General features: G+C 69.7%; 21 protein-coding genes. 10 read left to right on the plus strand and 11 right to left on the minus strand.

What is annotated here, in order from left to right; genetic code table 11:
* Positions 1 to 41 precede the first annotated feature (41 nt).
* Positions 42 to 1,064: a dipeptide ABC transporter ATP-binding protein gene (locus ABN611_RS31530; protein ID WP_350275916.1), complete on the plus strand. Its 1,023-nt coding sequence runs from the start codon at positions 42 to 44 to the stop codon at positions 1,062 to 1,064.
* Between the two features lie 8 nt (positions 1,065 to 1,072).
* On the opposite strand, the gene ABN611_RS31535 is transcribed toward ABN611_RS31530, so the two are convergent.
* From ABN611_RS31535 to ABN611_RS31550, 4 genes are all read right to left on the minus strand, one after another.
* A complete protein-coding gene (locus ABN611_RS31535) occupies positions 1,073 to 2,311 on the minus strand; it encodes a YncE family protein (protein WP_350275917.1) in 1,239 nt (412 codons plus the stop codon).
* A gap of 68 nt (positions 2,312 to 2,379) precedes the next feature.
* Positions 2,380 to 3,549: a hypothetical protein gene (locus ABN611_RS31540; protein ID WP_350275918.1), complete on the minus strand. Its 1,170-nt coding sequence runs from the start codon at positions 3,547 to 3,549 to the stop codon at positions 2,380 to 2,382.
* Entirely contained in the window at positions 3,546 to 4,061 is a 516-nt protein-coding gene (locus ABN611_RS31545; protein ID WP_350275919.1) for a SigE family RNA polymerase sigma factor, read from the minus strand. Before ABN611_RS31545 ends, ABN611_RS31540 begins: the two co-directional genes overlap by 4 nt.
* 24 nt (positions 4,062 to 4,085) lie before the next feature.
* Positions 4,086 to 7,583 carry a hypothetical protein gene (locus tag ABN611_RS31550; RefSeq protein WP_350275920.1) on the minus strand — a complete coding sequence of 1,166 codons (3,498 nt, stop codon included), beginning with the start codon at positions 7,581 to 7,583 and terminating at the stop codon, positions 4,086 to 4,088.
* A 93-nt stretch (positions 7,584 to 7,676) separates the two neighbouring features.
* Here ABN611_RS31550 and ABN611_RS31555 point away from each other — a divergent pair, with 93 nt between their 5' ends.
* The 5 genes from ABN611_RS31555 (at position 7,677) to ABN611_RS31575 (ending at position 13,174) form a co-directional block, all read left to right on the plus strand.
* Complete coding sequence (locus tag ABN611_RS31555) at positions 7,677 to 8,168, plus strand: VOC family protein (RefSeq protein ID WP_350275921.1); 492 nt, start codon at positions 7,677 to 7,679, stop codon at positions 8,166 to 8,168.
* A gap of 140 nt (positions 8,169 to 8,308) precedes the next feature.
* Positions 8,309 to 9,142, plus strand: coding sequence for an MIP/aquaporin family protein (locus ABN611_RS31560; RefSeq protein ID WP_350275922.1), 834 nt, complete (start codon positions 8,309 to 8,311; stop codon positions 9,140 to 9,142).
* Positions 9,143 to 9,172: 30 nt separating this feature from the next.
* Complete coding sequence (gene glpK, locus ABN611_RS31565) at positions 9,173 to 10,690, plus strand: glycerol kinase GlpK (protein ID WP_350275923.1); 1,518 nt, start codon at positions 9,173 to 9,175, stop codon at positions 10,688 to 10,690.
* A 36-nt stretch (positions 10,691 to 10,726) separates the two neighbouring features.
* Entirely contained in the window at positions 10,727 to 12,439 is a 1,713-nt protein-coding gene (locus ABN611_RS31570) for a glycerol-3-phosphate dehydrogenase/oxidase (protein ID WP_350275924.1), read from the plus strand.
* A 54-nt stretch (positions 12,440 to 12,493) separates the two neighbouring features.
* A complete protein-coding gene (locus tag ABN611_RS31575) occupies positions 12,494 to 13,174 on the plus strand; it encodes a hypothetical protein (RefSeq protein WP_350275925.1) in 681 nt (226 codons plus the stop codon).
* Positions 13,175 to 13,192: 18 nt separating this feature from the next.
* On the opposite strand, the gene ABN611_RS31580 is transcribed toward ABN611_RS31575, so the two are convergent.
* The 7 genes from ABN611_RS31580 to ABN611_RS31610 all read right to left on the minus strand — a co-directional run bounded on the left by ABN611_RS31580 (position 13,193) and on the right by ABN611_RS31610 (position 20,546).
* Entirely contained in the window at positions 13,193 to 13,561 is a 369-nt protein-coding gene (locus ABN611_RS31580; protein ID WP_350275926.1) for a hypothetical protein, read from the minus strand.
* A 116-nt stretch (positions 13,562 to 13,677) separates the two neighbouring features.
* Entirely contained in the window at positions 13,678 to 15,198 is a 1,521-nt protein-coding gene (glpK, locus tag ABN611_RS31585; RefSeq protein WP_350275927.1) for a glycerol kinase GlpK, read from the minus strand.
* Positions 15,199 to 15,213: 15 nt separating this feature from the next.
* Positions 15,214 to 15,336, minus strand: a complete 123-nt coding sequence (locus ABN611_RS31590; protein WP_350275928.1) for a hypothetical protein — start codon at positions 15,334 to 15,336, stop codon at positions 15,214 to 15,216.
* A gap of 138 nt (positions 15,337 to 15,474) precedes the next feature.
* Positions 15,475 to 16,233, minus strand: coding sequence for an IclR family transcriptional regulator (locus ABN611_RS31595; RefSeq protein ID WP_350275929.1), 759 nt, complete (start codon positions 16,231 to 16,233; stop codon positions 15,475 to 15,477).
* A gap of 68 nt (positions 16,234 to 16,301) precedes the next feature.
* On the minus strand, positions 16,302 to 18,824 hold the full coding sequence (locus ABN611_RS31600) for an FtsX-like permease family protein (RefSeq protein WP_350275930.1): 2,523 nt from the start codon (positions 18,822 to 18,824) through the stop codon (positions 16,302 to 16,304).
* Positions 18,824 to 19,606, minus strand: a complete 783-nt coding sequence (locus ABN611_RS31605) for an ABC transporter ATP-binding protein (protein ID WP_350275931.1) — start codon at positions 19,604 to 19,606, stop codon at positions 18,824 to 18,826. Before ABN611_RS31605 ends, ABN611_RS31600 begins: the two co-directional genes overlap by 1 nt.
* Before the next feature lie 49 nt (positions 19,607 to 19,655).
* Entirely contained in the window at positions 19,656 to 20,546 is an 891-nt protein-coding gene (locus ABN611_RS31610) for a PD-(D/E)XK nuclease family protein (RefSeq protein WP_350275932.1), read from the minus strand.
* 207 nt (positions 20,547 to 20,753) lie between these two features.
* Between ABN611_RS31610 and ABN611_RS31615 the strand changes: the two genes are divergently transcribed.
* The 4 genes from ABN611_RS31615 to arc all read left to right on the plus strand — a co-directional run bounded on the left by ABN611_RS31615 (position 20,754) and on the right by arc (position 25,638).
* Positions 20,754 to 21,599 (plus strand): intradiol ring-cleavage dioxygenase, encoded by an 846-nt coding sequence (locus ABN611_RS31615; protein WP_350275933.1) that lies wholly within the window; start codon positions 20,754 to 20,756, stop codon positions 21,597 to 21,599.
* A gap of 35 nt (positions 21,600 to 21,634) precedes the next feature.
* Positions 21,635 to 22,789: a site-2 protease family protein gene (locus ABN611_RS31620; RefSeq protein ID WP_350275934.1), complete on the plus strand. Its 1,155-nt coding sequence runs from the start codon at positions 21,635 to 21,637 to the stop codon at positions 22,787 to 22,789.
* Positions 22,790 to 22,829: 40 nt separating this feature from the next.
* The gene (locus ABN611_RS31625; RefSeq protein ID WP_350275935.1) at positions 22,830 to 23,792 is read left to right on the plus strand and encodes a tRNA (adenine-N1)-methyltransferase; all 963 of its coding nucleotides are present in this window, start codon (positions 22,830 to 22,832) and stop codon (positions 23,790 to 23,792) included.
* 100 nt (positions 23,793 to 23,892) lie between these two features.
* The gene (gene arc / locus ABN611_RS31630; RefSeq protein ID WP_350275936.1) at positions 23,893 to 25,638 is read left to right on the plus strand and encodes a proteasome ATPase; all 1,746 of its coding nucleotides are present in this window, start codon (positions 23,893 to 23,895) and stop codon (positions 25,636 to 25,638) included.
* The last annotated feature ends 99 nt before the right edge of the window (positions 25,639 to 25,737 follow it).

Below are 25,737 nucleotides of genomic sequence, written 5' to 3' on the forward strand. Positions count from 1 at the left end.
CGACTGTGACTACTGCTGAGCCGACTCCTACTGTCCCCAAGATGGGCGAGGAGCTGCTGTCGGTCGAGGGTCTCGTCAAGCACTTCCCGATCCGCAAGGGCATCCTGCAGCGCCAGGTCGGCGCCGTGCAGGCGGTCGACGGGCTGAGCTTCACGGTGACCCGCGGCGAGACGCTGTCGCTGGTGGGGGAGTCCGGGTGCGGCAAGACCACCACCGGTCGGTTGCTGACCCGGCTGGAGACGCCGACCGCCGGCAAGCTCGTGTTCGAGGGCCGCGACATCAGCAACCTCGGCGAAGGACGGATGCGGCCGCTGCGTCGCGACGTACAGATGATCTTCCAGGACCCGTACGGCTCGCTGAACCCGCGGCACACGGTCGGCAAGATCGTCGGTGCTCCGTTCAAGCTGCAGAACGTGAAGACCGAGCACGGCGTGAAGAAGGCCGTGCAGGAACTGCTCGAGCTGGTCGGTCTCTCGCCGGAGCACTACAACCGGTACCCGCACGAGTTCTCCGGCGGCCAGCGGCAGCGCATCGGCATCGCGCGCACCTTGGCGCTGCGGCCGAAGCTGATCGTCGCCGACGAGCCGGTGTCCGCGCTCGACGTGTCGATCCAGGCGCAGGTGGTGAACCTGCTGGAAGACCTGCAGGACGAGTTCGACCTGACGTACGTGATGATCGCGCACGACCTGTCCGTCGTACGGCACGTTTCGGACCGGGTCGCGGTCATGTACCTCGGCAAGATCGTCGAGCTGGCCGACCGCGTCAGCCTCTACGAGAAGCCCATGCACCCGTACACGGTCGCCCTGCTGTCCGCCGTACCGGTCCCCGACACCAAGCGCAAAGGCAAGCAGGAACGCATCCGCCTGCAGGGCGACGTCCCCAGCCCGATCAACCCACCGCCGGCGTGCCGCTTCCACACTCGCTGCTGGAAGGCCCAGGAAATCTGCAAGACGGTCGAGCCACCACTGGTCCAACTCGCCCCCGGCCACCAGTCCGCCTGTCACTTCCCGGAAAACGCCACCCCGGAACAGGAAGCCACCGCCCAGGCCGCCGCGAAGAGCTGATTGGCCGATCACCTCGGCCAGTTGGCCGGGGCGCGGCCGAGGCGGATGCGCTGTGGGTGATCGCCCACCGGGACCGAGAGGCGTTTCTGCCCGGTGGCGAAGCTGATCACACTGATCCGGTCCGCGCCGCTCTCGGAGATCACGCAGCTCTGCCCGTCGCCGCTGACGGTCGACCAGTACGGCTTGCTCGCCGGAACGAGCGGGCCGGGCTCCAGCGTGGCGCGGTCGACGACGGTGGCGTAGTCGTCCATCGTGCCGGCGACGCACAGCTTGGTACCGGCGGGGTTCATGGCGAGGCCGTGGTGGCGGGAGTCGTTGACCCAGGTGGTCCGGTCCTCGTTGGTGCCCGGGTTCTTCGGCAGCTCCTTGAGCCGGGTGATCGCGTCGGACGCGACGTCGTACTCCAGGAAGCCGTTGAAGAACGACACCTGGAAGTACAGCTTCGACTCGTCCGGTGTGAACGCGACCGGCCGGACGGCGTCCGAGAGGTCTCCGCGCCCGAACGCGTCCAGCCGCTCGCGGAGATCGATCACCTTGACGACCTGGTACGTCGTGGCGTCGGCGATCGTGATCCGCCGATCACCCTTCGTCCAGTCGAACTCCGGGGCGTCGAGCGGGGTGAACACCTCGCCGATCGCGGAGTTCCAGATCCTGCCGTCGGCGGTGAACACGTTCTCGTGCGGCTTGTCACCGGTCGCGAACGACCCGAGCTCCCGGCCGCTCGCCGCGTCGAGCACGTGCACCCTGTTGGACGTCGAGGCCGACACCGCGACCCGGCGCCCGTCCGGCGACAGCGCCATGTGGTCGGCCCGGTACCCGGACACCGGGAACCGCCAGTTCACCCGCCCGGTGGCGATGTCGATCGACACCACGTCGGCGAAGCTCGGCCGCGACGCGACGATCGCCGTACCGTCCGGGCTGCTGTAGAGATCGTCGACGAGCTGGTCGTGCCCTTCACCGGGGCCGTTGCGGATCGCGAGGAAGAAGCCGAGCTTGACCGGGTTGAGGTAGATCTCGGCCAGTCGCTCCGCCTTGTCGGGGACGACGTTCACGCGGCCGATCCTGGCGAAGCTCCCGGACGGCTGGAGCACGTCCGCCGTACCTTCCCAGTTGTTGCCGACGAACATCACCGGGCGGAGTTCTGCGGCTGTGGCGGCGTCTGTAGCCGTGGCGCTGCTCGTGAGTCCGGCGCTGGTGAGTCCGGTGAGCAGGAGCGCGGTCAGGCAGCGGCGGAGGGTACGGGTCATCGTCAGCTCCCAGGGGCGGTCGGGCGACGTTGGGTGACCTAGATGTTACCGTGAGGTATTCTCACCTTCTAGTACAGATCGACGATCGGCCGCCCGGTCGGCAGCGCGAACGGTGTGATCCGGGGTGGCGTCTTGCTGAAGGTCAGCGTGGAGAACCCGGGTACGGCGACCTTGACGGCGCCGGTGGCGGCGTTGACGACGAGTAGGTCCGCTACGGCCGCCGCTGTGTTGTCGCGTCGTGCCGCGGCGGTGAAGGTGTCGTCGCCGTGCCATTGGCCGAAGTACGCGTGGAGGTAGGTGCGCTCCATCCGGTTCAGCTTGCCGGTGGCGGCGTCGAACATGAGCAGGTCCGCCCACAGCGGCTGGATGCCCGGCAGCGCGTCGTCCGGTTCCGCGACGAGGTGCTTGGCTCCCGGGGAGAGGAAGACCCGTTGGCCGGTGAATCGGGCCGGGGCGGTGGCGGAGACCGAGTCGCCGATCGCCAGGCTCACACCGGGGTGCGGCTGCTCGAGCGGAGACTGGAACACGATCTGGCCGGCCGCCACCGCGCGGACGGTGTTCGTCGGCACCTTGGCGAGTAGCTCGCCGCGGTTCGCGTGGATGTCCCAGCGGTACGGGCCGTCGACTGTGTCGAAGTACGCCGTGCCGCCGTCGATCGCGATGATGCGCGAGCGGAACACGAGGCTGACGTTCGGAGGGATCTGGTTGCCGATCGCCATCCGTACGAGTTCCCGGCGCGCGGCGACGTCGTACACGACCGACTCGTTGTGGTCGTCGAAGCCCTCGACCCAGCCGACCAGGTTGCCGCGGAAGTCCGCGGCGAGCTCCCAGCTGCTCTTGCCGAGGCTCCGGACGCCGGAGCGGTCCGCCACCCGGATGTTGTTGCCTGCGTCGAGGAAGACGAAGCCTGCGTCGGTCTGGACGAAGGCGGTGATTTTGTGGGGGGCCACGGAGAGGAGTTCGTCCCCGTAGTGGATGGTGCTGCCGAGGGCATAGGTGACGCGGCGCTGCGCGAAGGGGGCCGGCCTGGCGGGCTGGGGCTGGGACTCGCGCGGGCGGACGACCGTCGCAGTACCGATGGTCACGGCGGCTGCCGCGACCGCGCCGCCGAGGGCGCCGATCGCGCGCCGCCGGGAGATCCGGCGGTTGCCGGCCGCAACGATCGCGTCGAGGTCGAGCGGCGGCGGCTCGGCGCCGGCGGCGCGTTCGGCCAGCGTGTCCTTGAGGAGGTTGTTCATTCGCTCATTCCTGCCTTCAGCACGACGTCGGCGCCCAGCCGGGCGCGAAGCTTCTTGAGGGCGTCGGAGACCTGGCTCTTCACGGTCCCGACGCTGCAGTCGAGGATCTCGGCGGTCTGCGGCTCGGTCAGGTCCTCGTAGTACCGCAGGACGACCGCCGCCCGTTGCCGCGGCGGCAGCTGCTGCAGTTCGCGCCACAGCCAGACCCGCGCCGTGGTGTCGTCGGCGGCCGTCGCGTCGGCGGGCCGATCGGGTACGTCGTCGTTCGGCCGCTCCGCGCGCCACGATTTCCGGCGCCACCAGCCGATCGCGGTGGTGGTGATGACCCGGCGCGTGTACGCCTCGGCGTTGTTCGGGTCGCGGAGCCGGTGCCAGCCGACGTACGTCCGCACCAACGCCTCCTGGACGAGGTCCTCGGCCAGACCGCGGTCCCCGGCCAGCAGGTAGGCGTACCGGTAGAGCGCGCCGTGCCTACTGGTCGCGAACTCGGCGAACGCCGTCGAGTCGGCCATCTCTCGTCCCCCTCGGGTGTCTGTCTACCCTCCCTGATGGGGGGACGGCGGCAAAGGGTTGGGCGTTGCGGCAGCCTCGTGGGCTGCTCGGCCGCCGACGTGACGGCGTAGTGCGGCGGTCAGGTCCTCGCCTGGCCGCACGACGATCGCGCGGCTGCGCACGTAGTTCGACACGAAGTCGGTGCTGCGTCCCGGCCACCCGTCGGCGATGAAGAGCGCATCCTCCGGTGCGACGTGCCGAAGGTACTCGGCCTGGAGCTGGTCGAACATGTCGGGCACGTCGCGCTGGGCGAGCCAGTGTGTCGGCTCCTGTGCACGCAGGTACGTGACGAAGTCGGGCGCGAAATAGTGGTCAAAGGTCACTGGCATCGACTGTGCGACGTAGCGGTCGATCTCGAGCCGGAGCACCTCCAGTTCGCTCCGGTCGTTCCCGGTGGCGTGCGCTTCGGCACGCCAGAGAACCGCGACGACAGTCGTGGAGCGGGCCGGGTCCGCGGCGTACAGGTAGTCGCGCAGTTCGGGCATCGCGGTCAGCAGCGCGGGATGGCAGCCGACGACCGCCGCGAGTTCGACCTCGTACCCGGCAGACGGCGCCGGCCAGACGGCCGCGAGCAGGTTCCGGACATAGTCGAAGGGCAGGTTCGGAGCGGTCCGTGAGAGCAGGAAGAGGGCCGCTCGCTTGACGTCCGAGTTGATCGCCGGCATCGAGGAGAGCGTCGACAGCAGCCCGTCGAGCCACACGTCGTCATACGGCAGCAGGCGATCGAACTGCGGGACGACCGTACCGATGAGCTGGATGGTCGCGATCTGGTCCATCGCAGCTACGTCCCCCTGCCGCCACACGTCGTCACCCGCCCGGGTTGCGACGGAGCCAATCATGAGTTCGGCCTTGTGCCGGAGGTCGCCCAACAGCTCGGCCTCGTCGAGCGACGGATCGAGCGTGGCCTGGCCCCGCGTCCGGAGCCGGGCCGTTCCGAGGTCGAGCCCGGAGTCATCGGGCGAGATCGCCAGGATGTCCATCACCGTGGCCCACGAGGACGGATCGAGCCCTGCCCGCCAGAGGCGGACCATGCGGATCCAACGGTCTGCGGAGTCCGGACAGCCTACGACCGCCTCGATCGGTACCCAATCCTCGATCAGCAGAACGCGGAGCAGCGTGAGGTTGGCGGTGTAGCAGGCTCGGCGCCGGATCGGGTCGTAGGGGAGCGGTGCGTAGAGCTGATCGCCGCTGTCTGGACGGGTCAACTCGCGTTGCAGGACGTAGCTGATGGTATCGCGGAAGGCGTCCCGGTCGTTGGTCGGAAGCCGGGCGGCGAGGGCGTCGGCGAAGTGCAGAGTCGGCTCGCGGGCGCTCAGCGGTTGATGGCTGAGAAGGCGGCGGAGGAGTTCGTCGTCCAAACCGCCGGAGTGCGGGAGGCCGGTCTCCAGTTCGCGGTGCCGCGTCAGCTGGACAAGCAGCTCGACGACGAGTTCGGCGACCAGGAACTCCCCGAAGGTTGCGTGCAGGAACTCGTAGGCGCTGCGTTGTTCGCGGTCGGCTCGGGGGTTGTGCACGAACATGAACTCGCCGAGGACGCGGTCGGCCGCGGTCAGGGGCTGGAAGCCCGGCGCGGCGGCGGTGGGTGGTTCGAGGGCAGCCAGGTCGGCATTCAGCTCGAGGTCCGTGATGTGCTGGCGGCCGCGGTTGAACATGCCGATCGCCGCGTACTGGAGCCGTCGGCGTTGCCGACGCTGCAGCGCCTGCTGCTCGGCGTCCGACGCGTCCGGTGCCGATTTCTCGGTGATCTGGCGGCTGATGAAGCGGTCCAGGATCCGCTGGTACAGCTCGCTCCGGGTCAGGTCCGCGCCCAGCTGATTGGTGTTGAGTTCCGCGAGGTACACCGCCAGCATCAGTAGCAGCAACGGCTGGCACGTCAGCTCGCTGATCGCGTCCGACGCCGTCATCTCGTCGACGCCGAGCGGCGCGAAGCCGGCGATTCCGCGGTGCGCCGAGTTCCACGCGGTGAGCCAGCGGTCGATCCGGTCCCGGTCGAATTCGCGCAGCTTGATCATCGGGGTTCCCGGCGCGATCTCGGCGTGGTCGGCGACGACCGTGCGCGAGGTGATGATGACCGAGGTCGGCGTACCCAGGGTTCGCGCGCGTTTCTGGAATGCCTCGACCTTCGACAGGTACGCCGACTGCGTCACGCCGGTGGCCTGGACGAGTTCGTCGAACCCGTCCAGCAGTACGACGAGATGGCATCGGTGCGGGCAACTGGCCGGGTCGCCGCAGGACTCGCACCCGCCACACTCCTGGCGCAGCTCGTCGAGATCGGCGTTCGGCCGCTGGAGGATGCGCTGCAGCTCCTTGCTGATCTGGACCGCCAGGTCGTCGTCGGGATTGACGGACCGCAGCGGGACGCGGACGACCGCGAACGCGTCGGCCGGTAGCTGCGCGGCCAGCACCTCGGTGAGCAGCGACTTCCCGGCGCCGGGATGGCCGAGCAGCAGCAACGGCCGCGGACCGACGACGCTGGTGAGGTAGCTCGCGATGTACTCGACCAGCGACGAGTACTCCGGCTGCTCCGACCACCAGTCCTCGTCGGAAGGCCGCGAGTCGTCGTCCGCGATCGCGTGGTGGAACGACGGCTCGACGAACCCGTCCCGCACGGTCGGTGACGCGATGGATTGCGTACGAGATCGCAGCAGCGGCTCGTCCAGCACTTCCTGTGCCACGAGCGCCAGCTGCTCGCGGTAGCTGTTCCGCGGCGCAGGACGACCTGGCATCACCATCCTGAGCACCGTCCGCAACTCGCCCAGGGCCGCGGCCTGTGCGCGGATCGCGTCACGGGTCGCGGAGAACTCGTTCAGCGTCACCCACAGCCCGAACGGCGTCGACGCGCTGAGCTCCAGCATCCGGCTCCGGTACAGCCAGGCGGCCCGTTCGACGATCGCGTCCAGTACGCCGGTCGACGGCACCGGCTCGAGCCGGTGCCATGCTTCGAGCCCGGTGAAGAAGTCGAGGCACCGGCGTCCGAGGCGCTCGTAGTACGGCTTGAGGTTCCGTTCGAGGTTCGCCTCCAGCCCGAGCTCCGGTGAGGACAGTGGTACGGCGACGTCGAACAGGTCGTCCTGGCCGGCGCCGGGGACCGTGAGCATCCGGCTCCGCTCCTGGTCGGTGAGTCCCAGTTCGCGGTACTTCGGTCCGATGACGTGCGGCAACGCGTCGAAGAACGACGAGACCGCGGTGATCGTGTGAGCGGCTACGACGAGCTCGAGCTGGTTCTTCTCCTTGGAGCCGCGGAGCCGCTTCGACACCTTCGTCACGATCGCGTCGAGCAGACTCGCTGCCTCGTTCTTCGGGTCCACGAGGGACAGCCAGGCCGCCGCGGTCAGCCCGGCGACCGGGCCACCGGCGAGCGCAGCAGCGCCGGCGCCGGCGAAGATTGCCGCACCGAAGAACCGCTCGAGCGCGAAACGGCTCCGGTCGTCGATGTCGAGGACGGACAGCGCACCTCTGAAGGTGTACGGCGACACGGCCATAGGCGGAGCTCCTGGAAGCGTATCGAACACGGAGGAACAACCTAGCGCCGTCGGCGGCAGTGCGTGGTCCGGGCTTTCGCGTACGGTCGATGCATGCCGGAAGCCCTGCTTGACCACCTTGTCCTGGCCACTCCTGATCTGGAGGCGTCGGTTGCGGGCTTTGCTGATGTGACGGGGGTTGAGCCGGTGGTCGGGGGGCGGCATGCGCGGTGGGGGACGCGGAACTACCTTGTCGGGCTCGGTGGTGCGGCGTACCTCGAGTTTCTGGGTGCGGATCCGGAGCCTGCGCCGGGTGCGCGTTCGCCGTACCCGTTGGACCGCGAGCGGCTGGTGACGTGGGCGATCCATCCGGAGGACCCCGACGAGTTCGTGACCGCCGCACGGGAGTGCGGCGTCGAGCTCGGGGAGTTGGTCGCGTTGGAGCGCCGGACCGCGTCGGGGGAGATGCTCAGGTGGCGCCTCACCGAGACGGAGCCGGCGCCGTACGACGGTCTCGTGCCCTCGTCATCGACTGGGGGCGGACGCCCCATCCGACGACCACCGGCCTGCGCGGGCCCGGTGGCGTCTATCAGTGTCGCTAGGTAATCGATAGGTCGCTGAGTGTCGCAGCCCGGCGGTGCCGATCGAGCGTTCGACAATGTCGAACGGCGGGCGTTGTACCAGGGGTGCATCGCTCCTACATTCCAGCCAGCCGTGGTCGTCACGGCGAGGAAGGGAGGTTTGGTATGGCTACGACCGAAGCGGTCAAGGCGAAGACCCTCCTGGGGGAGTGTTCGGCGGAGCTCGCGGGCACCTTCGTACTGATCCTGTTCGGCTGCGGTGTGGTGGCTCAGGTGGTGGCCGGCGGGATCGGCGACCACGACTCGATCTCGTGGGCGTGGGGCATCGGCGTGACGCTGGGCATCTACGTCGCGGGCCGGATGACCGGCGCGCACCTGAACCCGGCGGTGACGATCGCGCTCGCGGCGTTCCGCGGGTTCAGCTGGAAGAAGGTGCTGCCGTACTCGCTGGCGCAGTTCCTCGGGGCGTTCCTGGCGGCGCTCGTGGTTCGCTGGAACTACACCGAGGCCCTGAACAAGTTCGACCCGGGGCTCACGATCAAGAGCCAGGGCGTGTTCTCCACGCTCCCGGGCAACGGCAGCGTGGACCTCGGCGTCGGGATGTGGGGCGGCTTCCGCGACCAGATCATCGGCACCGCGATCCTGATGCTGGTGATCCTCGCGATCACCGACCTGCGCAACACCGCCCCGGCCGCGAACATGGCGCCGTTCCTGGTCGGCCTGCTCGTGGTCGGCATCGGCATGGCCTGGGGCACCAACGCCGGCTACGCGATCAACCCGGCCCGCGACTTCGGCCCCCGGCTCGCGTCCTTCTTCACCGGGTACGGCGGAGCGTTCAAGGACCAGTTCGGGGACGTCTATTTCTGGGTGCCGATCGTGGCACCGATCATCGGCGCACTCGTCGGCGCGTTCCTGTACGACCTGCTCGTCGGCCGCTTCCTGCCGATCGCGGACGAGGAAGAGGAGCCCGGCCGGATCCCCGAGGAGAAGACCGCATGAGCTCGAGCGACTGTGAGGAAAGGACCATCCATGGCTGACTTCGTCGGCTCCGTCGACCAGGGCACCACCAGCACCCGCTTCATGATCTTCGACCACTCCGGGAACGAGGTCGGCAAGCACCAGCTGGAGCACGAGCAGATCCTGCCGCAGGCCGGCTGGGTCGAGCACAACCCGGTGGAGATCTGGGAGCGCACCAGCGCGGTCATCCGGACCGCGATGAACGCGCAGGGCCTGCAGGCGAGCGACCTGGCCGCGCTCGGCATCACCAACCAGCGCGAGACCGCGGTGGTCTGGAACCGCAAGACCGGCCGCCCGTACTACAACGCGATCGTCTGGCAGGACACCCGCACCGACCGGATCGCCTCCGCGCTGGAACGCGAGGGCAAGGGCGACGTGATCCGGCAGAAGGCCGGCCTGCCGCCGGCGACGTACTTCTCGGCCGGCAAGGTGCAGTGGATCCTGGAGAACGTCGACGGCGTCCGCGAGGCCGCCGAGGCCGGGGACGCGGTCTTCGGCAACACCGACACCTGGCTGCTCTGGAACCTGACCGGCGGCACCGAGGGCGGCGTCCACGTCACCGACGTGACGAACGCCAGCCGGACCATGCTGATGAACCTCGAGACCCTCGACTGGGACGACGAGCTGATCGGCTTCTTCGGCATCCCGCGTTCGATGCTGCCCGAGATCCGCCCGTCGTCGGACCCGAACAAGTACGGCGAGACGCTCGCCAACGGCCCGCTCGGCGGCGTCGTCCCGCTGACCGGCGACCTCGGCGACCAGCAGGCCGCGACCGTCGGCCAGGTCTGCTTCAACCCGGGCGAGGCGAAGAACACCTACGGCACCGGCAACTTCATGCTGCTGAACACCGGCACCGAGCTGGTCCGCTCGAAGGCGGGCCTGCTCAGCACGATGTGCTACAAGTTCGGCGACGAGGCCCCGGTGTACGCGCTGGAGGGCTCGATCGCGGTCACCGGTTCCGCGGTGCAGTGGCTGCGCGACCAGCTCGGCATCATCTCCGGCGCGAGCGAGACCGAGACGCTCGCCCGGCAGGTCCAGGACAACGGCGGCGTGTACTTCGTGCCCGCGTTCTCCGGCCTGTTCGCGCCGTACTGGCGCTCCGACGCCCGCGGCGCGATCGTCGGGCTGTCCCGGTTCAACACCAACGCCCACCTGGCGCGAGCGACACTGGAAGCGATCTGCTACCAGAGCAAGGACGTCGCGGACGCGATGGAGAAGGACTCGGGCGTGCGGCTCGACGTGCTGAAGGTCGACGGCGGTGTCACGGCGAACGAGCTCTGCATGCAGATGCAGGCCGACATCCTCGGCGTACCGGTGAGCAAGCCGGTCGTCGCGGAGACGACCGCGCTCGGCGCGGCGTACGCGGCCGGGCTCGCCGTGGGCTTCTGGAAGACCAAGGACGAGCTGGTGCAGAACTGGAACGAGGACAAGCGGTGGGAGCCGCAGTGGAACGACGAGCAGCGCACCCAGGGGTACGCCGGCTGGCAGAAGGCCGTCCAGCGCACCCTCGACTGGGTCGACGTCGACTGAATTAGCAGGACACGAGAGAGATCGGAAGGAACAACAGTGGCTGTAGTGGCTCTGTCACCGCAAGCAAGGGCCGACGCGATCGACGCGATGGCCGACGGACGGGAACTGGACGTCCTGGTGATCGGTGGCGGGGTGGTCGGCACCGGCGCGGCGCTCGATGCCGCCACCCGCGGCCTGACCACCGGACTGCTGGAGGCCCGCGACTTCGCGAGCGGCACCTCCAGCAGGTCCAGCAAGCTGATCCACGGCGGCCTGCGCTACCTGGAGATGCTCGACTTCCGACTCGTGCACGAGGCGTTGCAGGAGCGCGGTCTGCTCCTGCAGCGCCTGGCACCGCACCTGGTGAAGCCGGTGCCGTTCCTGTACCCGCTCCAGCACCGCTGGTGGGAGCGGTTCTACGCCGGCGCCGGCGTCGCGTTGTACGACGGGATGGCGGTCAGCTCGGGCCTCGGCGCCGGGCTGCCGATCCACCGGCACCTGACCCGGCGCGGCGCGATGCGCCTGGTGCCGTCGCTGAAGAAGTCCGCGCTCGTCGGCGCGCTGCAGTACTACGACGCGCAGGTCGACGACGCGCGGCACACGATGGAGCTGGCCCGGACCGCGGCGTCGTACGGCGCCCATGTCGCGAACCGGGTGAAGGTCACCGGCTTCCTGCGCCAGGGCGAGCGGGTCACCGGTGTGCAGGCGAAGGACCTGGAGAGCGGGCGCGAGTTCGAGGTCCGGGCGAAGCAGGTGGTGAACGCGACCGGCGTCTGGACCGATGACACGCAGGCGATGGTCGGGGAGCGCGGGCAGTACCACGTCCGCGCGTCGAAGGGCATCCACCTCGTGGTCCCGAAGGACCGGATCCAGTCCAGCACCGGGATGATCCTGCGGACCGAGAAGTCCGTCCTGTTCATCATCCCGTGGGGCCGGCACTGGCTGATCGGCACCACGGACACCGACTGGCACCTGGACAAGGCGCACCCGGCCGCGACCAGCAAGGACATCGAGTACCTGCTCGACCACGTGAACGCCGTCCTGACGACGCCGCTGACCCGCGAGGACGTCGAGGGCGTGTACGCCGGGCTCCGGCCGCTGCTCGCCGGCGAGTCGGAGAGTACGTCGAAACTGTCCCGCGAGCACGTCGTCGCGCACGCGGCGCCCGGTCTCGTGGTGGTTGCCGGTGGCAAGTACACGACGTACCGGGTGATGGCGAAGGACGCCATCGACGCGGCCGCCGACGCGCTCGACGGACGGGTCCCGCGCAGCGTCACGAAGAACATCCCGCTGGTCGGCGCCGACGGGTACCACGCGCTGTGGAACCAGCGGCACCTGATCGCGCAGCGGTCCGGGCTGCACGTGGCCCGGATCGAGCACCTGCTGAACCGGTACGGCGCGCTCGTCGAGGAGGTGCTCGAACTCGTCAAGGAGGACCCGTCGCTCGGCGAGCAGCTACCCGGCACCCAGGACTACCTGAAGGCCGAGATCGTGTACGGCGCCAAGGCCGAGGGCGCGCGTCATCTCGACGACATCCTGGCTCGCCGGACCCGGATCTCGATCGAGGCCTGGGACCGCGGCGTCGGCGCTGCGGAGGCGGCCGCGCGGCTGGTCGCACCGATCCTCGGCTGGGACGAGGCGACGATCGAACGCGAGATCTCGTTCTACCTCAAGCGTGTCCAGTCCGAACGCGACTCCCAGGACCAGCCCGACGACGAGTCCGCCGACAAGGTCCGCCTGGAGGCCCCGGACATCGTCTCCCCGGCCTGATCCCTGGACGCCGCCGTCCCTCCCGTGGCTCAATCGAAGCGGGAGGGACGACACATGGTGGGGGAGACGACACAACTGCGCGACCAGTGGCGGACGGCCTCGCTGACCGGCGGGACGGCCGGCCTGGCCGGTCTGGTACTGGTCGGCACCAGCCAGGCGCTGGTGCAGGTCGGCGGCGGCGAGCCGGCGTTCGACGCGCCCGGTGAGGAGATCCTGCGCTTCTTCGAGGCGCGGCACGACACGCTGTACACGATCGGCACCTATCTGGGCGTGCTCGCCGTACTCGCCCTGGCCTGCTTCGTCTCGGTGCTGTGGGCGCTTCTTCGGGAGGCGGAAGGCAATCCCGCCTGGCGGTCGGCGTTCGCGCTGACCTCGGGGATCACGTTCGTCGCACTACTGATGAGCCCGGGCTGGGAGCTCGCCGGGTACCGCACCGACGAAGGCGTCGACGCGCAGCTCGCGCGATACGCGTTCGACATGGGCAATCTCGGGTTCGCGAACGCGTGGGTCGCGATGGCCGGATTCCTCGCGGCGGCCGGCTGGATCATGGTCGGTACGCCGGCACTCCCGAGCTGGCTGGGCTGGACCGCACTCGCCGCGGCACTCGGCTTCCTCCTCGGCCGCGCGTTCTGGACCACGTCGATCTGGCTGATCCCGTACGCCGTCTTCTGGCTCTGGGTCGTCGTGACCAGCATCCAGCTCCTCCGCGGCCGGCTGCGGGGGAGGAGCGTCTGAGCGCCCCTCCCCGGGAGTTCAGCCGACGGTGACCGTGTAGTGCGAGTCGTCGTCCTTGAACTCGTAGTTGCCGGGGCCGGTGATCTTGAGCTGGCCGAGGTTGTCGTCCTCGTCCGGGAAGTCGCCCTCGCGCATCACGAGCACCTTGCCCTGCTCGACCGTCACGTTGGCGATGTCCTTGCTGTCGCCGGTGACGAACTGCACCGGCTCCATGATCGTGCCGCCGTCGACCTGCAGGTAGATGTCGTCGGCGCCGTTGAAATCCTCCTGCTCGTGGCAGGTGATGTGTGTGACCTGCAGCGTCTGCGCGTTCGCCGTCAGCGGGGCGACCGCCAACGTCGCCACACCGAGCGCCACCGCCGCGAGCACCTTGCGAGTTTTCGCCATCCTGGTTCCCTCCCGAGTAGCTGATGTCTGACGGGCTGGACGCTAGGCGGGTGATGTATCAAGCGTTTGACAGCCACGTCACGGGCTGCGCTCTTCGGTGCTCGCCGAAAGGGTTGTCAGAGCTCCTGGTCCTCGGTGCGGATCCAGTTGAAGGTGCGTTGGACGGCGGCCTGCCAGTTGGTGTACTCCGTTGCGCGCCGGGCCGGGTCCATGTGTGGCATCCACTGGCCGGCGCGGTGCCAGTTGCTGCGGAGGCCTTCGAGGTCGGGCCAGTACCCGACGGCGAGGCCGGCGGCGTACGCGGCGCCGAGGGAGACCGTCTCGGTGACCATCGGGCGGACGACGCGGACGTCGAGCAGGTCGGCGATGAACTGCATCAGCAGGTTGTTCGCCGTCATCCCGCCGTCGACCTTGAGCGCGGTCAGCGCGATCCCCGAGTCCGCGTTCATCGCGTCGACCACCTCGAGCGTCTGGAACCCGGTCGCCTCGAGCACCGCCCGGGCCAGGTGCCCCTTGGTGATGTAGCCGGTCAGCCCGGCGATCACCCCGCGCGCCTCGCTGCGCCAGTGCGGTGCGAACAGCCCGGAGAACGCCGGCACGATGTACGCACCGCCGTTGTCCTCGACGGTCCGCGCGAGTGTCTCGATCTCGGCCGCGGTGTGGATCATTCCGAGCCCGTCGCGGAACCACTGCACGAGCGACCCGGTCACCGCCATCGACCCTTCCAGCGCGTACGACGCCGGCTGGTCGCCGATCCGGTACGCGACGGTCGTGAGCATGCCGTGCTTGGACCGGACGATCTCCTGCCCGGTGTTCATCAGCAGGAACGAACCGGTGCCGTACGTGCACTTCGCCTCGCCCGGGCTGAAACAAGTCTGCCCGAACAGCGCGGCCTGCTGGTCACCGAGCGCGGCGCCGATCCGGACCCCGGGGAGTACTTCGCTCGCGGTCGCGAGGACCCCCGACGACGGGCGGATCTCGGGCAGGATCGCGCGCGGTACGTCGAACGCGGCGAGCAGCTTGTCGTCCCAGTCCAGGGTCTCGATGTTCATCAGCATCGTCCGGCTGGCGTTGGTGACGTCGGTGACGTGCTGCGCGGCGCCGTTCGGGCCGCCGGTGAAGTTCCAGATCAGCCAGGTCTCCATCGTGCCGAACAGGATCTCGCCGCGCTCGGCGCGCTGCCGCAGCCCGGGGGTGTGGTCGAGCATCCACTTGATCCGCGGCGCGGAGAAGTACGTCGTCAGCGGCAGGCCGCAGAGGTCCGCGAACCGGTCCGGGCCGTCCGCGCCGGCGAGCTCGGTGACGAGCCGGTCGGTGCGGGTGTCCTGCCAGACCACCGCGTGCCCGATCGGCCGGCCGGTCCGGCGGTCCCAGAGCAGGCTGGTCTCGCGCTGGTTGGTGATGCCGATGGCAACGACCTGCGACGGCGCGGCGCCGATCTGCCGGATCGCCGCCGGCACCACCCGGGCCACGTTCCGCCAGATCTCCTCGGCGTCGTGCTCCACCCACCCCGGCCGCGGGAACAACTGCCGGTGCTCCCGCTGCGCCACCGACACCAGCCGCCCGCGCCGGTCGAACAGGATGCACCGGCTCGAGTTCGTCCCCTGGTCCACCGCGGCCACGTACTGCTCAGCCATCACCACACCCCCCACTCACCCGGCCCACCACACCGCGCCGTACCACACCGCGCCGTACCACACCGCGCCGTACCACACCGCGCCGTACCACACCGCGCCGTACCACACCGCGCCGTACCACACCGCGCCGTACCACACCGCGCCGTACCACGCCCGAGCCCGCCCTGCGCGAACCCTCCACTTCAGGGGGCACCGCCCGAACTGGAGGGTTGCCCACTGAAAATATGAGGGGGCAACCCTCCAGTTGCGTGGGCAGCCCTTCGGGCGTGGGGCGGGTCATGGTTCGGCCCGGAGGTCGCGGGCGATGGCGTCGGCGGTGGCGCGGACCATGGTGACCAGGTCGGTGCGGTGCCGGAGGCGGCTGTCGCAGATGCGTTCGATCCGGCCTGCCAGGCCGACGGCGCCGACGACCAGGCCGCCGAGGCCGCGGATCGGGGCCGCGATACTCGCCAGCTCGACGGTGTGCTCCTCGAACTCGGTCGCCCAGCCGCGCGCCCGGACGGCGGCGAGTTCCTCGCCGAGCTTCACCGGATCGGTGATCGTCCGGGTGGTGAAGGCCTCCAGGGTCCGCGGCCGCGCGGCGCCGCTGGTGTCGAACGCCAGCACCGCCTTCCCGAGAGCCGTCGCATGCGGCGGCAACGTCGTACCGACGTCGAGATCCTGGTCGCTGTCGTCCGGCCGGAACACGTGGTGCACGACCATCACCTTGCCCTCGACCAGCCGCCCGACCCGCACCACCTCGCCGCTGCGGGACGCGAGCGAGTCTGCCCAGTTGATCGCGCGGCTGCGCAGCTCGTTCGGGTCCAGGTAGCTCTCGCCGAGCCGGCCGAACGCGTCGCTGAGGTGGTAGTGCGCGCCGCTGCGGTCCTGGTCGACGAACCCGACCTGGTGCAGCGTCCGGAGGATGCCGTGCACGGTCGTCTTCGCCAGCCCGAGCGCGTTCGCGAGGTCGGCGACCCCCAGCCCGTTCGGCGCGGCGGCGAGCAGTCGCAGCACCGCCGCGGCCCGCTCGATCGACTGCACGGTCCCCGGCACACCGGCAGGCTACCTGTGAATCACTGGTCTGGCTCCACCTCGCGCGCCCCGCCCGGACTCATTCGGATTCATTCGGCGGCGATCGCGCGCAGCACGTCGAGCCGGGCCGCCCGCCGGGACGGCCAGACAGCCGCCAGTACGCCGAACCCGACAGCGACCGCGGCCGCGATCAGCAGCTGCAGCACCGGGATGTCCCGGACGGCCAGCCCGTCGTCCACCATCGCGGACTGGATCGACGCCGCCACCCCGACCCCGATCGCCAAGCCGAGCAGCGAGCCGAGCAGCGTGATCGCGATCGACTCGACCCGGAGCATCCGGCTGACCTGCGGCCGGTCCATCCCGATCGCCCGCAGCAGGCCGATCTCCCGGGTCCGCTCCACGACGCCGAGCGCGAGCGTGTTCACGATCCCGAGCAGCGCGATCAGGATCGCCATCGCGAGCAGGAACCCGACCCCGGCGAGCACGCCGTTCACCGGCATCCGGGCGCCGGCGGCGTACGCCTGCTGGTCGCGGACCTCGAGCTTCGGGTAGTCCTTGGTGAGCTGCTCGACGAGCGCCGCCCGGACCTGCGGCACCTGGTTGCCCTCGGCAACATCGACGTACAGCAGGTTGTCGCCGGCCGCGCCGCCCAGCTTGTCGTACGCCGGCAGCGCGACGACGACCGCGTTCAGCTGCCGGTTCGGGGCGAGGATGCCGCCGACGGTCAGCCGGTGCGTGCCGGTCGCGGTCTTCAGGTCGAACGTCTTGCCGACGGTGAGCTGCAGGGTCTTCGCGAGGTTCCGGGGGAGCAGGGCCTGGCCGCTGCCGAGCGCGGCGGCGGATCCGGCGTCGAACGTCGCGCTGATCGGGCCGTCGAGGATCCCGTCGCTGATGCCGCTGACCTTCACGTTGGCCGTCCCGACCTGGCCGGACTCCTGCCGGACCCGGTGCACCGCCTCGACGCCGGGGACCTTCGCGGCACGGTCGCCGACCTCCGTGCTGAAGTTCGGGGTGCCGCCGCTGGTGACCAGGATGTCGGAGGTGCCGAGCGCTTCGGTGATGCCGTGGTCGATCGAGGCCTTCGCGGACGCCGCGATCACCAGCAGGCCGCTGATCAGCGAGACCGAGATCATCAGCGCGGACGCGGTGGCCGACGTACGGCGTGGGTTCCGCTCGGCGTTGCGCCGCCCGAGGGTGACCGGGGCCTTGCGGCCGAACGGGTACATCAGCGCGCGGACGACGTACCGGCTGAGCAGCGGGTTGAGCATCACGATCGCGAGGACGGCGATGCCGGCGCCGAGCGTGATCAGCACGACGCCGGGGAGGCCGCCGGCGTTCAGGCCGAGCGCGTAGAGGAGCACGGCCATCAGCAGCATGAAACCGCCGATCAGGCACCGCACGAGCAGCGAACGCTCCGGGACGGTCACGTCATCGCGCATCGCCGCGACCGGCGACAGCCTGCCGGCCCGGCGCGCCGCCGGGGCCGCGGCGGCCACCGTGACGCCGATGCCGAGCACGTAGCAGGCGATCACGGTGCCCGGTGAGACCTGCAGTGCCGCGGTGGGGATGCGGAGCTCGAGGAGCTGGTAGATCCAGCGGATCGCGACCGCGACGCCGATGCCGATCAGCAGGCCGAAGGTGGAACCGAGGAAGCCGATGACGGAGCTCTCGGCGAGCACCGTGCGGGTCACCTGACCGCGGGACGCGCCGATCGCGCGCAGCATCGCGAGCTCGCGGGAGCGTTGCGCGACGACCATCGCGAACGTGTTGACGATCAGGAAGGTGCCGACGAACAGCGCGAGGAAGGCGAACAGCATCAGGACCGTGCCGAAGCCGCCGAACGTGTTGTCGAGGTCGTTCTCGCCGTCGGCCGTGACCTGCTCGGCGGTCCGCACCTTGACCGAGTCGCCGACGGCCTTGCTGATCGCCTGGGTGACCGTCTCGGGGTTCTCGCCGGGCTTGACCGACACGCTGATCGACGTCCAGCCCGGCTTGCCGAGGAGCAGGAGCTGGGCGGTCGCGCCGTCGAAGCTGACCAGCGGCGCGCCGGCCGCGACACCGGCGGCGGCCGGTGTGGTGGTCGCGATGAGGGTCGCGGTCACGGCCCGGACCGGCGTGACGATCCGGACCTGGTCACCGAGGCGGTAGCCGGCGCGGGAGGCGGTCGCCTCGTCGAGCGCGAGCTGCTCGGTGCCCGAGGGCGCGGCGCCCGCGACCAGCTTGAACGGTGCGGTCGCCGGGTCCCGCGGCCAGGAGGCGCCGAAGCTGGTCAGGCCGTAGTTCTCCACGACCTTTCCGTCCGGGCCGAGGATCTCGACGTTGCTGATCAGCAGCTGCGGGCGCGCGTCGGCGACCCCGGGCACGACCCGGATCTGGTCGACGACCGCGGACCCGAAGGTCGCGGGGCGGTCGGTGCCGGTCTCGATCGGCGCGGACGGGGTGACGGTGATGTCCGCCGTACTGACGGCGAAGTTCTTCTTGAGTGCGGTCGACAGCGTGTCGGTGAAGACCATCGCGCCGGCGGCGAACGCGACGCCGAGCGTGACCGCGATCGTGCACAGGACGAAGCGCAGCCGGTGCGCGAGGACCGAGCGGAGGCCGAGCTTGAACATCAGCCTGCCAGCTCGCCGGCGTCGGCTGCCGGGTCCCGGACCTCGTCGCCGGCGTCCAGCTGCTTCATCGTGTCGAGCACGGACTCGGCGGTCGGGTCCAGCAGCTCGGACTGCAGCTTGCCGTCGGCAAGGAACAGCACCCGGTCGGCGTACGACGCCGCGGTCGGGTCGTGGGTGACCATCACGACGGTCTGGTCGAACTCGCGCACGGACCGGTGCAGGAAGTCGAGGACGTCACCGGAGGATCTGGAATCGAGGTTGCCGGTCGGCTCGTCGGCGAACACCACGTCCGGGCGGGAGATCAGAGCGCGGGCACAGGCGACCCGCTGCTGCTGGCCGCCGGACAGCTGGGACGGGCGATGGCCGAGCCGGTCGGCGAGGCCGATCGTGTCGACGACCGTGGCGAGCCAGTCCTGGTCGGGCTTGCGGCCGGCGAGGTCCAGGGGGAGCGTGATGTTCTCCAGCGCCGACAGCGTCGGGACCAGGTTGAACGCCTGGAACACGAACCCGATCCGGTCGCGGCGCAGGTGCGTGAGCTGCTTCTCCGGCAGCGTGGTCAGGTCGACGTCGCCGAGCAGCACCTTGCCGTCGGTCGGCTGGTCGAGGCCCGCGAGACAGTGCAGCAGCGTGGACTTCCCGGAGCCCGACGGCCCCATGATCGCGGTGAACCGGCCTTTTCCGAAGTCCGCGCTCACCCCGGCCAGTGCGTCGACCTGCGTCGACCCACCGCCGTACCGCTTCCAGACCTCTACCGCCTGCACTGCGACATCGCCCACGCTCATGCGACGAACCGTATCCACCCGAGGTTCCTCCACCGGGCGGAGGTGCTTGCTAGCCGTCGACCGTGATCAGGTCGATGCCGGCGGATTCGGCGGCGACCTCCTCGACGGAGCGGGTGGGGAGCGGCGGCGGCGTGCCGCCGAAGGCCGGGCAGAGCGGCTTGTGATCGCACCAGTCGCAGAGCGGGCCGGGGCTGGGACGCCAGTCGCCGGACTCCAGGGCACGGGTGATCGCGATCCACAGTGCCGAGACCTTGCGTTCACAAGCGCGCAGGTCGGCCTCGTCGGGGACGTAGCGCACGATCTCGCCGTTGCCGAGATAGACCAGCTGCAGCATCGCCGGTACGACGCCGCGCAGCTTCCACAGCACCAGCGCGTAGAACTTCATCTGGAACAGCGCCTTCGCCTCGAAGAACTCCGACGGCGAGCGGCCGGTCTTGTAGTCGACGACCCGGATCTCACCGGTCGGCGCGACGTCCAGGCGGTCGACGTACCCCCGCAGCACCAGCCCGGAGTCCAGCGCGGTCTCGACGTACAGCTCGCGCTCGGCGGGCTCCAGCGCGTTCGGGTCCTCGAGGGTGAAGTACTTGCCGAGCAGCTCGTGGGCCTCCGCGAGCCACTTCGCCAGTTCCTCGCCGCTCGCGTCCTCCGCGAACAGCTCGGCGACCTCCGGCTCCTCCTCCAGCACCCGCTGCCACTGCGGTTCGAGCATCTGCGCCGCCTGCTCCAGCGTCCGCTGGCCGCGCGGCAGGTCGAACAACCGCTCCAGCACGGCGTGGACGACGGTCCCGCGGACGGCGGCCGCCGACGGCTTCTCCGGCAGCCGGTCCACGACGCGGAACCGGTACTTGAGCGGGCAGCTCATGAAGTCCGCGGCGCGGGAGGGCGACAAGGCCCCTGCCGGGTGCACGTGCGGATCGACGGCTGCTGCTGCGATGCTCATCCACGTCCTCGCTTCGCTCCGGGCGCGGATGAGACACGAGGCGCGCTGTATTGAATGATTCCCTCGCTCCGCTCGCTCATGCACCAAACCCTAGGCACAACCGCCGACACTTTGCGCGCACCCCGCCCGCGCTTGTGGAAAACCCCTCCCAGCGAACTCCCAGCGAACTCACGGCCGGCGTCCGGTTCGGCGCGTCATGCTCGAAGCATGAAGCCACCACAGAACCCGCCGCCGAACCACGACCGCGGCCTGGAGTACGACCTCGCCACCCTGCACCGCCGCCGCTTCCTCGGCCTGTTCACCGCCGCCGGCCTGGCCGCCGTCGCGGGCTGCACGACCGACGACACCGCGTCCACGACGACTCCGTCCAGTACGTCGACCAGCGCCACCCCGTCGGCGACCGCGACGTCGTCCTCCGGCACCACCGACGTCGACGAGATCCCGCAGGAGACCGGCGGGCCGTACCCGGGCGACGGCTCCAACGGCCCGAACGTGCTCACCCAGTCCGGCATCGTCCGCAGCGACATCACCAAGTCGTTCGGCTCCGCGTCGGGCGTCGCCGCCGGCGTACCGCTGACGGTCCAGCTCACGATCCTCGACGCCGGCGAGGACAAGCCGATCGAGGGCGCCGCCGTCTACCTGTGGCACTGCGACGCCGAGGGCCGGTACTCGCTGTACTCCGACGGTGTCACGAACGAGAACTACCTGCGCGGCGTCCAGGCCGCGGACGGCTCCGGCAAGGTCACGTTCACGACGATCTTCCCCGCCGCGTACTCCGGCCGCTGGCCGCACATCCACTTCGAGGTCTACTCCAGTCTCGCCGAGTCGACCAAGGCCGGCCAGATCACCCGCACCTCGCAGCTCGCCCTTCCGAAGGACGTCTGCAGCACCGTCTACGCCACCGACGGGTACGACGGCAGCGCCGAGAACCTCAGCCGGACGTCCCTCGAGGACGACAACGTGTTCGGCGACGACGACGGCGTCCAGCAGCTCGCGACCGTCACCGGGGACACCGGCAGCGGGTACGTCGCCACGCTGACGGTGGGTGTGTAGCACCCGGTTACCGACGGCCCAGTAGGTTTGGCTTGATGCCAGACTCGCGCGACCCCCAGAACCCCGCCCAGCCGGCCGGCCAGACGCCTCCCGGAACCTGGGTGCTCGGCCGTGTCCGCGGGATCCGGCTCACCATGCGGTTCACCTGGCTGCCGGTGGCGATGCTGCTGGCGATCGGCTTCGCGGCGATCATCGGGCAGCAGTTCCCCGAGCTCGGCGGCTGGCGGTACGTCGCCGCGTTCGCGTTCGTGATCGCGTTCACCGTGTCGATCCTGCTGCACGAGCTGGCGCACGCGCTGATGGCGATGCGGTTCGGGATCCCGGTCTCCGAGATCAACCTCGGCTTCTTCGCGGCCGGTACGCACATCGAGGGCGAGCGGAAGTCGCCGCTGGAGGAGTTCGCGGTCTCGGTCGTCGGCCCGATCGCCTCGCTGGTCGTCGGCGGCCTCGCGTACCTCGCGTCGCGCGCCTTCGACGAGGGCGTCGGGTACGTCGCCCTCTGGGAGCTCGGGATCGCGAACCTGATCGTCGGCGTCACGAACCTGCTCCCGGGCCTGCCGCTCGACGGCGGCTGGGTGCTGCGCGCGATCGTCTGGAAGCTCACCGGCAACATGCACACCGGGACGATCGCGGCGGCCTGGGCCGGCCGGATCCTGGCCATGCTGGTGCTCGCGGCCCCGGTGCTGATCGAGGAGATCTGGGGCCGGCAGCCCTCGATGATCGACTTCGTGATCGCGCTGCTGATCGGGTTCTTCCTCTGGTCCGGGTCGACGGCGTCGCTGATGCAGGCCCGGCTGCGGCGCAAGCTGCCCGCGCTCCAGGTCCGGACGCTGGCCCGGCGCGCGATCGCCGTACATTCCGGGACGCCGATCTCCGAGGCCGTCCGGATGGCCGGCGAGGCCCAGGCCGGCGCGGTCGTGGTGATCGACGGCGACGGCAAGCCGCACGCGCTCGTGTCGGAGTCCGCGGTCGCCGCGGTCGCCGAGAACCAGCGCCCGTGGACCACGGTCAGCGAGGTCTCGAAGCGGATCGGCGCGGGCCACATCATCGGCGTCAACGACACCGGAGAGGAGATCCTCGCCACACTGCGTGAGCACCCCTCCTCGGAGTACCTGGTGCTCGACTCCGACGGCGGCGTGTACGGCGTACTCGCGACGTCGGACGTGGAACGCGCGTTCCGGGGCCGCTGATTACAGGCTTCCGGTGACCGAAAGTTAAGGTGAGCGCCTTATGGCTGACTTGCGCGACTTTCCCGACCAGGCGTTCTCCGGCGTCCACCACGGACCGCTGCAGGAGGGCGAGTGGATCACCCTGCAGGACTCCAAGGGCCGCCGGCATTCGGTCAAACTGGAACGCGGGAAGATCTTCCACACCACCAAGGGCGGGATCGCGCACGACGACCTGATCGACGGCCCGGACGCGGTGGTGATCCGCTCCAAGGGCAACGTCGAGTACCTCGCGCTGCGGCCGCTGATGGCCGACTACTCGGTCTCGATGCCGCGCGGCGCGGCGGTGATCTACCCGAAGGACACCGCCCAGATCGTCACGATGGCCGACATCTTCCCGGGCGCCAAGGTGGTCGAGGCGGGCGCCGGCTCCGGCGCGCTGACCACCGCGCTGCTGCGCGCGGTCGGGATCCACGGGCAGGTGATCTCGTTCGAGCGCCGCGAGGACTTCGCCGAGGTCGCGCGCAAGAACGTCACCGGCTTCTTCGGCGGCGAGCACCCGGCCTGGCGGCTCGAGGTCGGCGACCTGGTCGAGAAGCTGGCCGAGCGCGACGTCGACCGCGTCGTCCTGGACATGCTCGCGCCCTGGGAGTGCGTCGACGTGGTCGCTGAGGCACTTTCCCCCGGCGGGGTGTTCTGCGCCTACGTGGCCACCACGACGCAGCTGAGCCGCGTTGTGGAGACGCTGAGGGCACACGGGGAGTTCACCGAGCCGCGCGCCTGGGAGTCGCTCGTGCGGGACTGGCACGTCGAAGGTCTCGCCGTACGGCCGGGGCACCGGATGCAGGGTCACACGGCGTTCCTGGTCACCGCCCGGCGGATGGCGCACGGCGTCCAGGCGCCGCGGAAGAAGCGCCGTCCGGCGCCGGGCGCGTACGGCGAGGACTACGCCGGGCCGCGCCGCGCGGAGCCCGCGGCGGACCAGTCGCCGGAACGGTTGCCGGAAACTTCCGGCGACATGCCGTAGGCAACCGACTCCATCCGCAACCGACACGTGATGGGATTCAGCTTGCCCGGGGAGGTTTTCTGGGTAAGGTCCATAGGGTCGAGCCCCACATGGTGAGGTGATGATCGTGGCTGGAGACGAGAGTCCTACCGCGGCAGAACTGCGTAACCAGGTCCGGTACCTGGAGGCCGAGGTCGCGGCGTTGCGACGTCGGCTGCTGGAGCACCCGGCGGACAGCCGGTCGCTCGAGAGCAGACTGTCCGAAACCCAGGCCTCCTTGGCGAGTGTCACCGCTCAGAACGAGCGGCTGGCGGACACGCTGCGCGAGGCGCGAGAGAAGATCATCGCCCTGAAGGAGGAGGTCGACCGGCTGGCGCAACCGCCGTCCGGTTTCGGCACCTTCCTCGGACGGAACGAAGACGACACGCTGGACGTGTTCACCGGTGGCCGCAAGCTCCGGGTCGCGGCGAGCCCGTCGGTGGACCTGGACGAGCTCCGGCTCGGCCAGGAACTCATGCTGAACGAAGCACTCAACGTGGTCGATGCCTGCGAGTTCGAGGTCGTCGGCGACGTGGTGATGCTCAAGGAGCTGCTCGCGGACGGCGAGCGGGCGCTGGTCATCGCGCAGGCGGACGAGGAACGGGTGGTGCGGCTCGCGTCGCCGCTGCTCGACGTCCCGCTGCGGGCCGGCGACTCGCTGCTGCTCGAGCCGCGCTCCGGATACGTGTACGAGAAGATCCCGAAGTCCGAGGTCGAGGAGCTGATCCTCGAAGAGGTCCCGGACATCGACTACACCCACATCGGCGGTCTGGGCGGCCAGATCGACCAGATCCGCGACGCGGTCGAGCTGCCGTACCTGCACAAGGAACTGTTCCTCGAGCACGAGCTCAAGCCGCCGAAGGGCGTCCTGCTGTACGGCCCGCCGGGCTGCGGCAAGACGCTGATCGCGAAGGCCGTCGCGAACTCGCTGGCCAAGAAGGTCGCCGAGAAGACCGGCGCCGCCGGGCAGAAGTCGTTCTTCCTGAACATCAAGGGCCCGGAGCTGCTGAACAAGTACGTCGGCGAGACCGAGCGGCACATCCGCCTGGTCTTCCAGCGGGCCCGCGAGAAGGCGTCCGAGGGGATGCCGGTGATCGTGTTCTTCGACGAGATGGACTCGCTGTTCCGGACCCGCGGCTCCGGGGTGTCCTCGGACGTGGAGAACACCATCGTCCCGCAGCTGCTGAGCGAGATCGACGGTGTCGAGGGCCTGGAGAACGTCATCGTCATCGGCGCCTCGAACCGCGAGGACATGATCGACCCGGCGATTCTGCGGCCCGGCCGGCTGGACGTGAAGATCAAGATCGAGCGCCCGGACGCGGAGGCGGCCCGGGACATCTTCTCGAAGTACCTGACCACCGGGCTGCCGCTGCACACCGACGACCTGAACGAGTTCGGCGGCGACCGGCAGGCGTGCGTGGACGGGATGATCCAGCGCACGGTCGAGCGGATGTACACCGAGGCCGACGAGAACCGGTTCCTCGAGGTCACCTACGCCAACGGCGACAAGGAGGTCCTGTACTTCAAGGACTTCAACTCGGGCGCGATGATCCAGAACATCGTCGACCGGGCGAAGAAGATGGCGATCAAGGCGTTCCTGGACGAGAACCAGAAGGGCCTGCGGGTGCAGCACCTGCTGCAGGCCTGCGTGGACGAGTTCAAGGAGAACGAGGACCTGCCGAACACCACCAACCCGGACGACTGGGCCCGGATCTCCGGCAAGAAGGGCGAGCGGATCGTCTACATCCGGACGCTCATCTCCGGCAAGCAGGGCACCGAGCCCGGCCGGTCGATCGACACCGCGACCAACACGGGTCAGTACCTGTAAGTCACCGGCAACCCGCCGCACGACGAACCGCCCCCGGACCGCGCGTCCGGGGGCGGTTTCGCGTGGCAGGTTCGGATGGCAGGAACGTGCAACCCGCCG

The organism is Kribbella sp. HUAS MG21, assembly GCF_040254265.1.
Taxonomy (GTDB): domain Bacteria; phylum Actinomycetota; class Actinomycetes; order Propionibacteriales; family Kribbellaceae; genus Kribbella.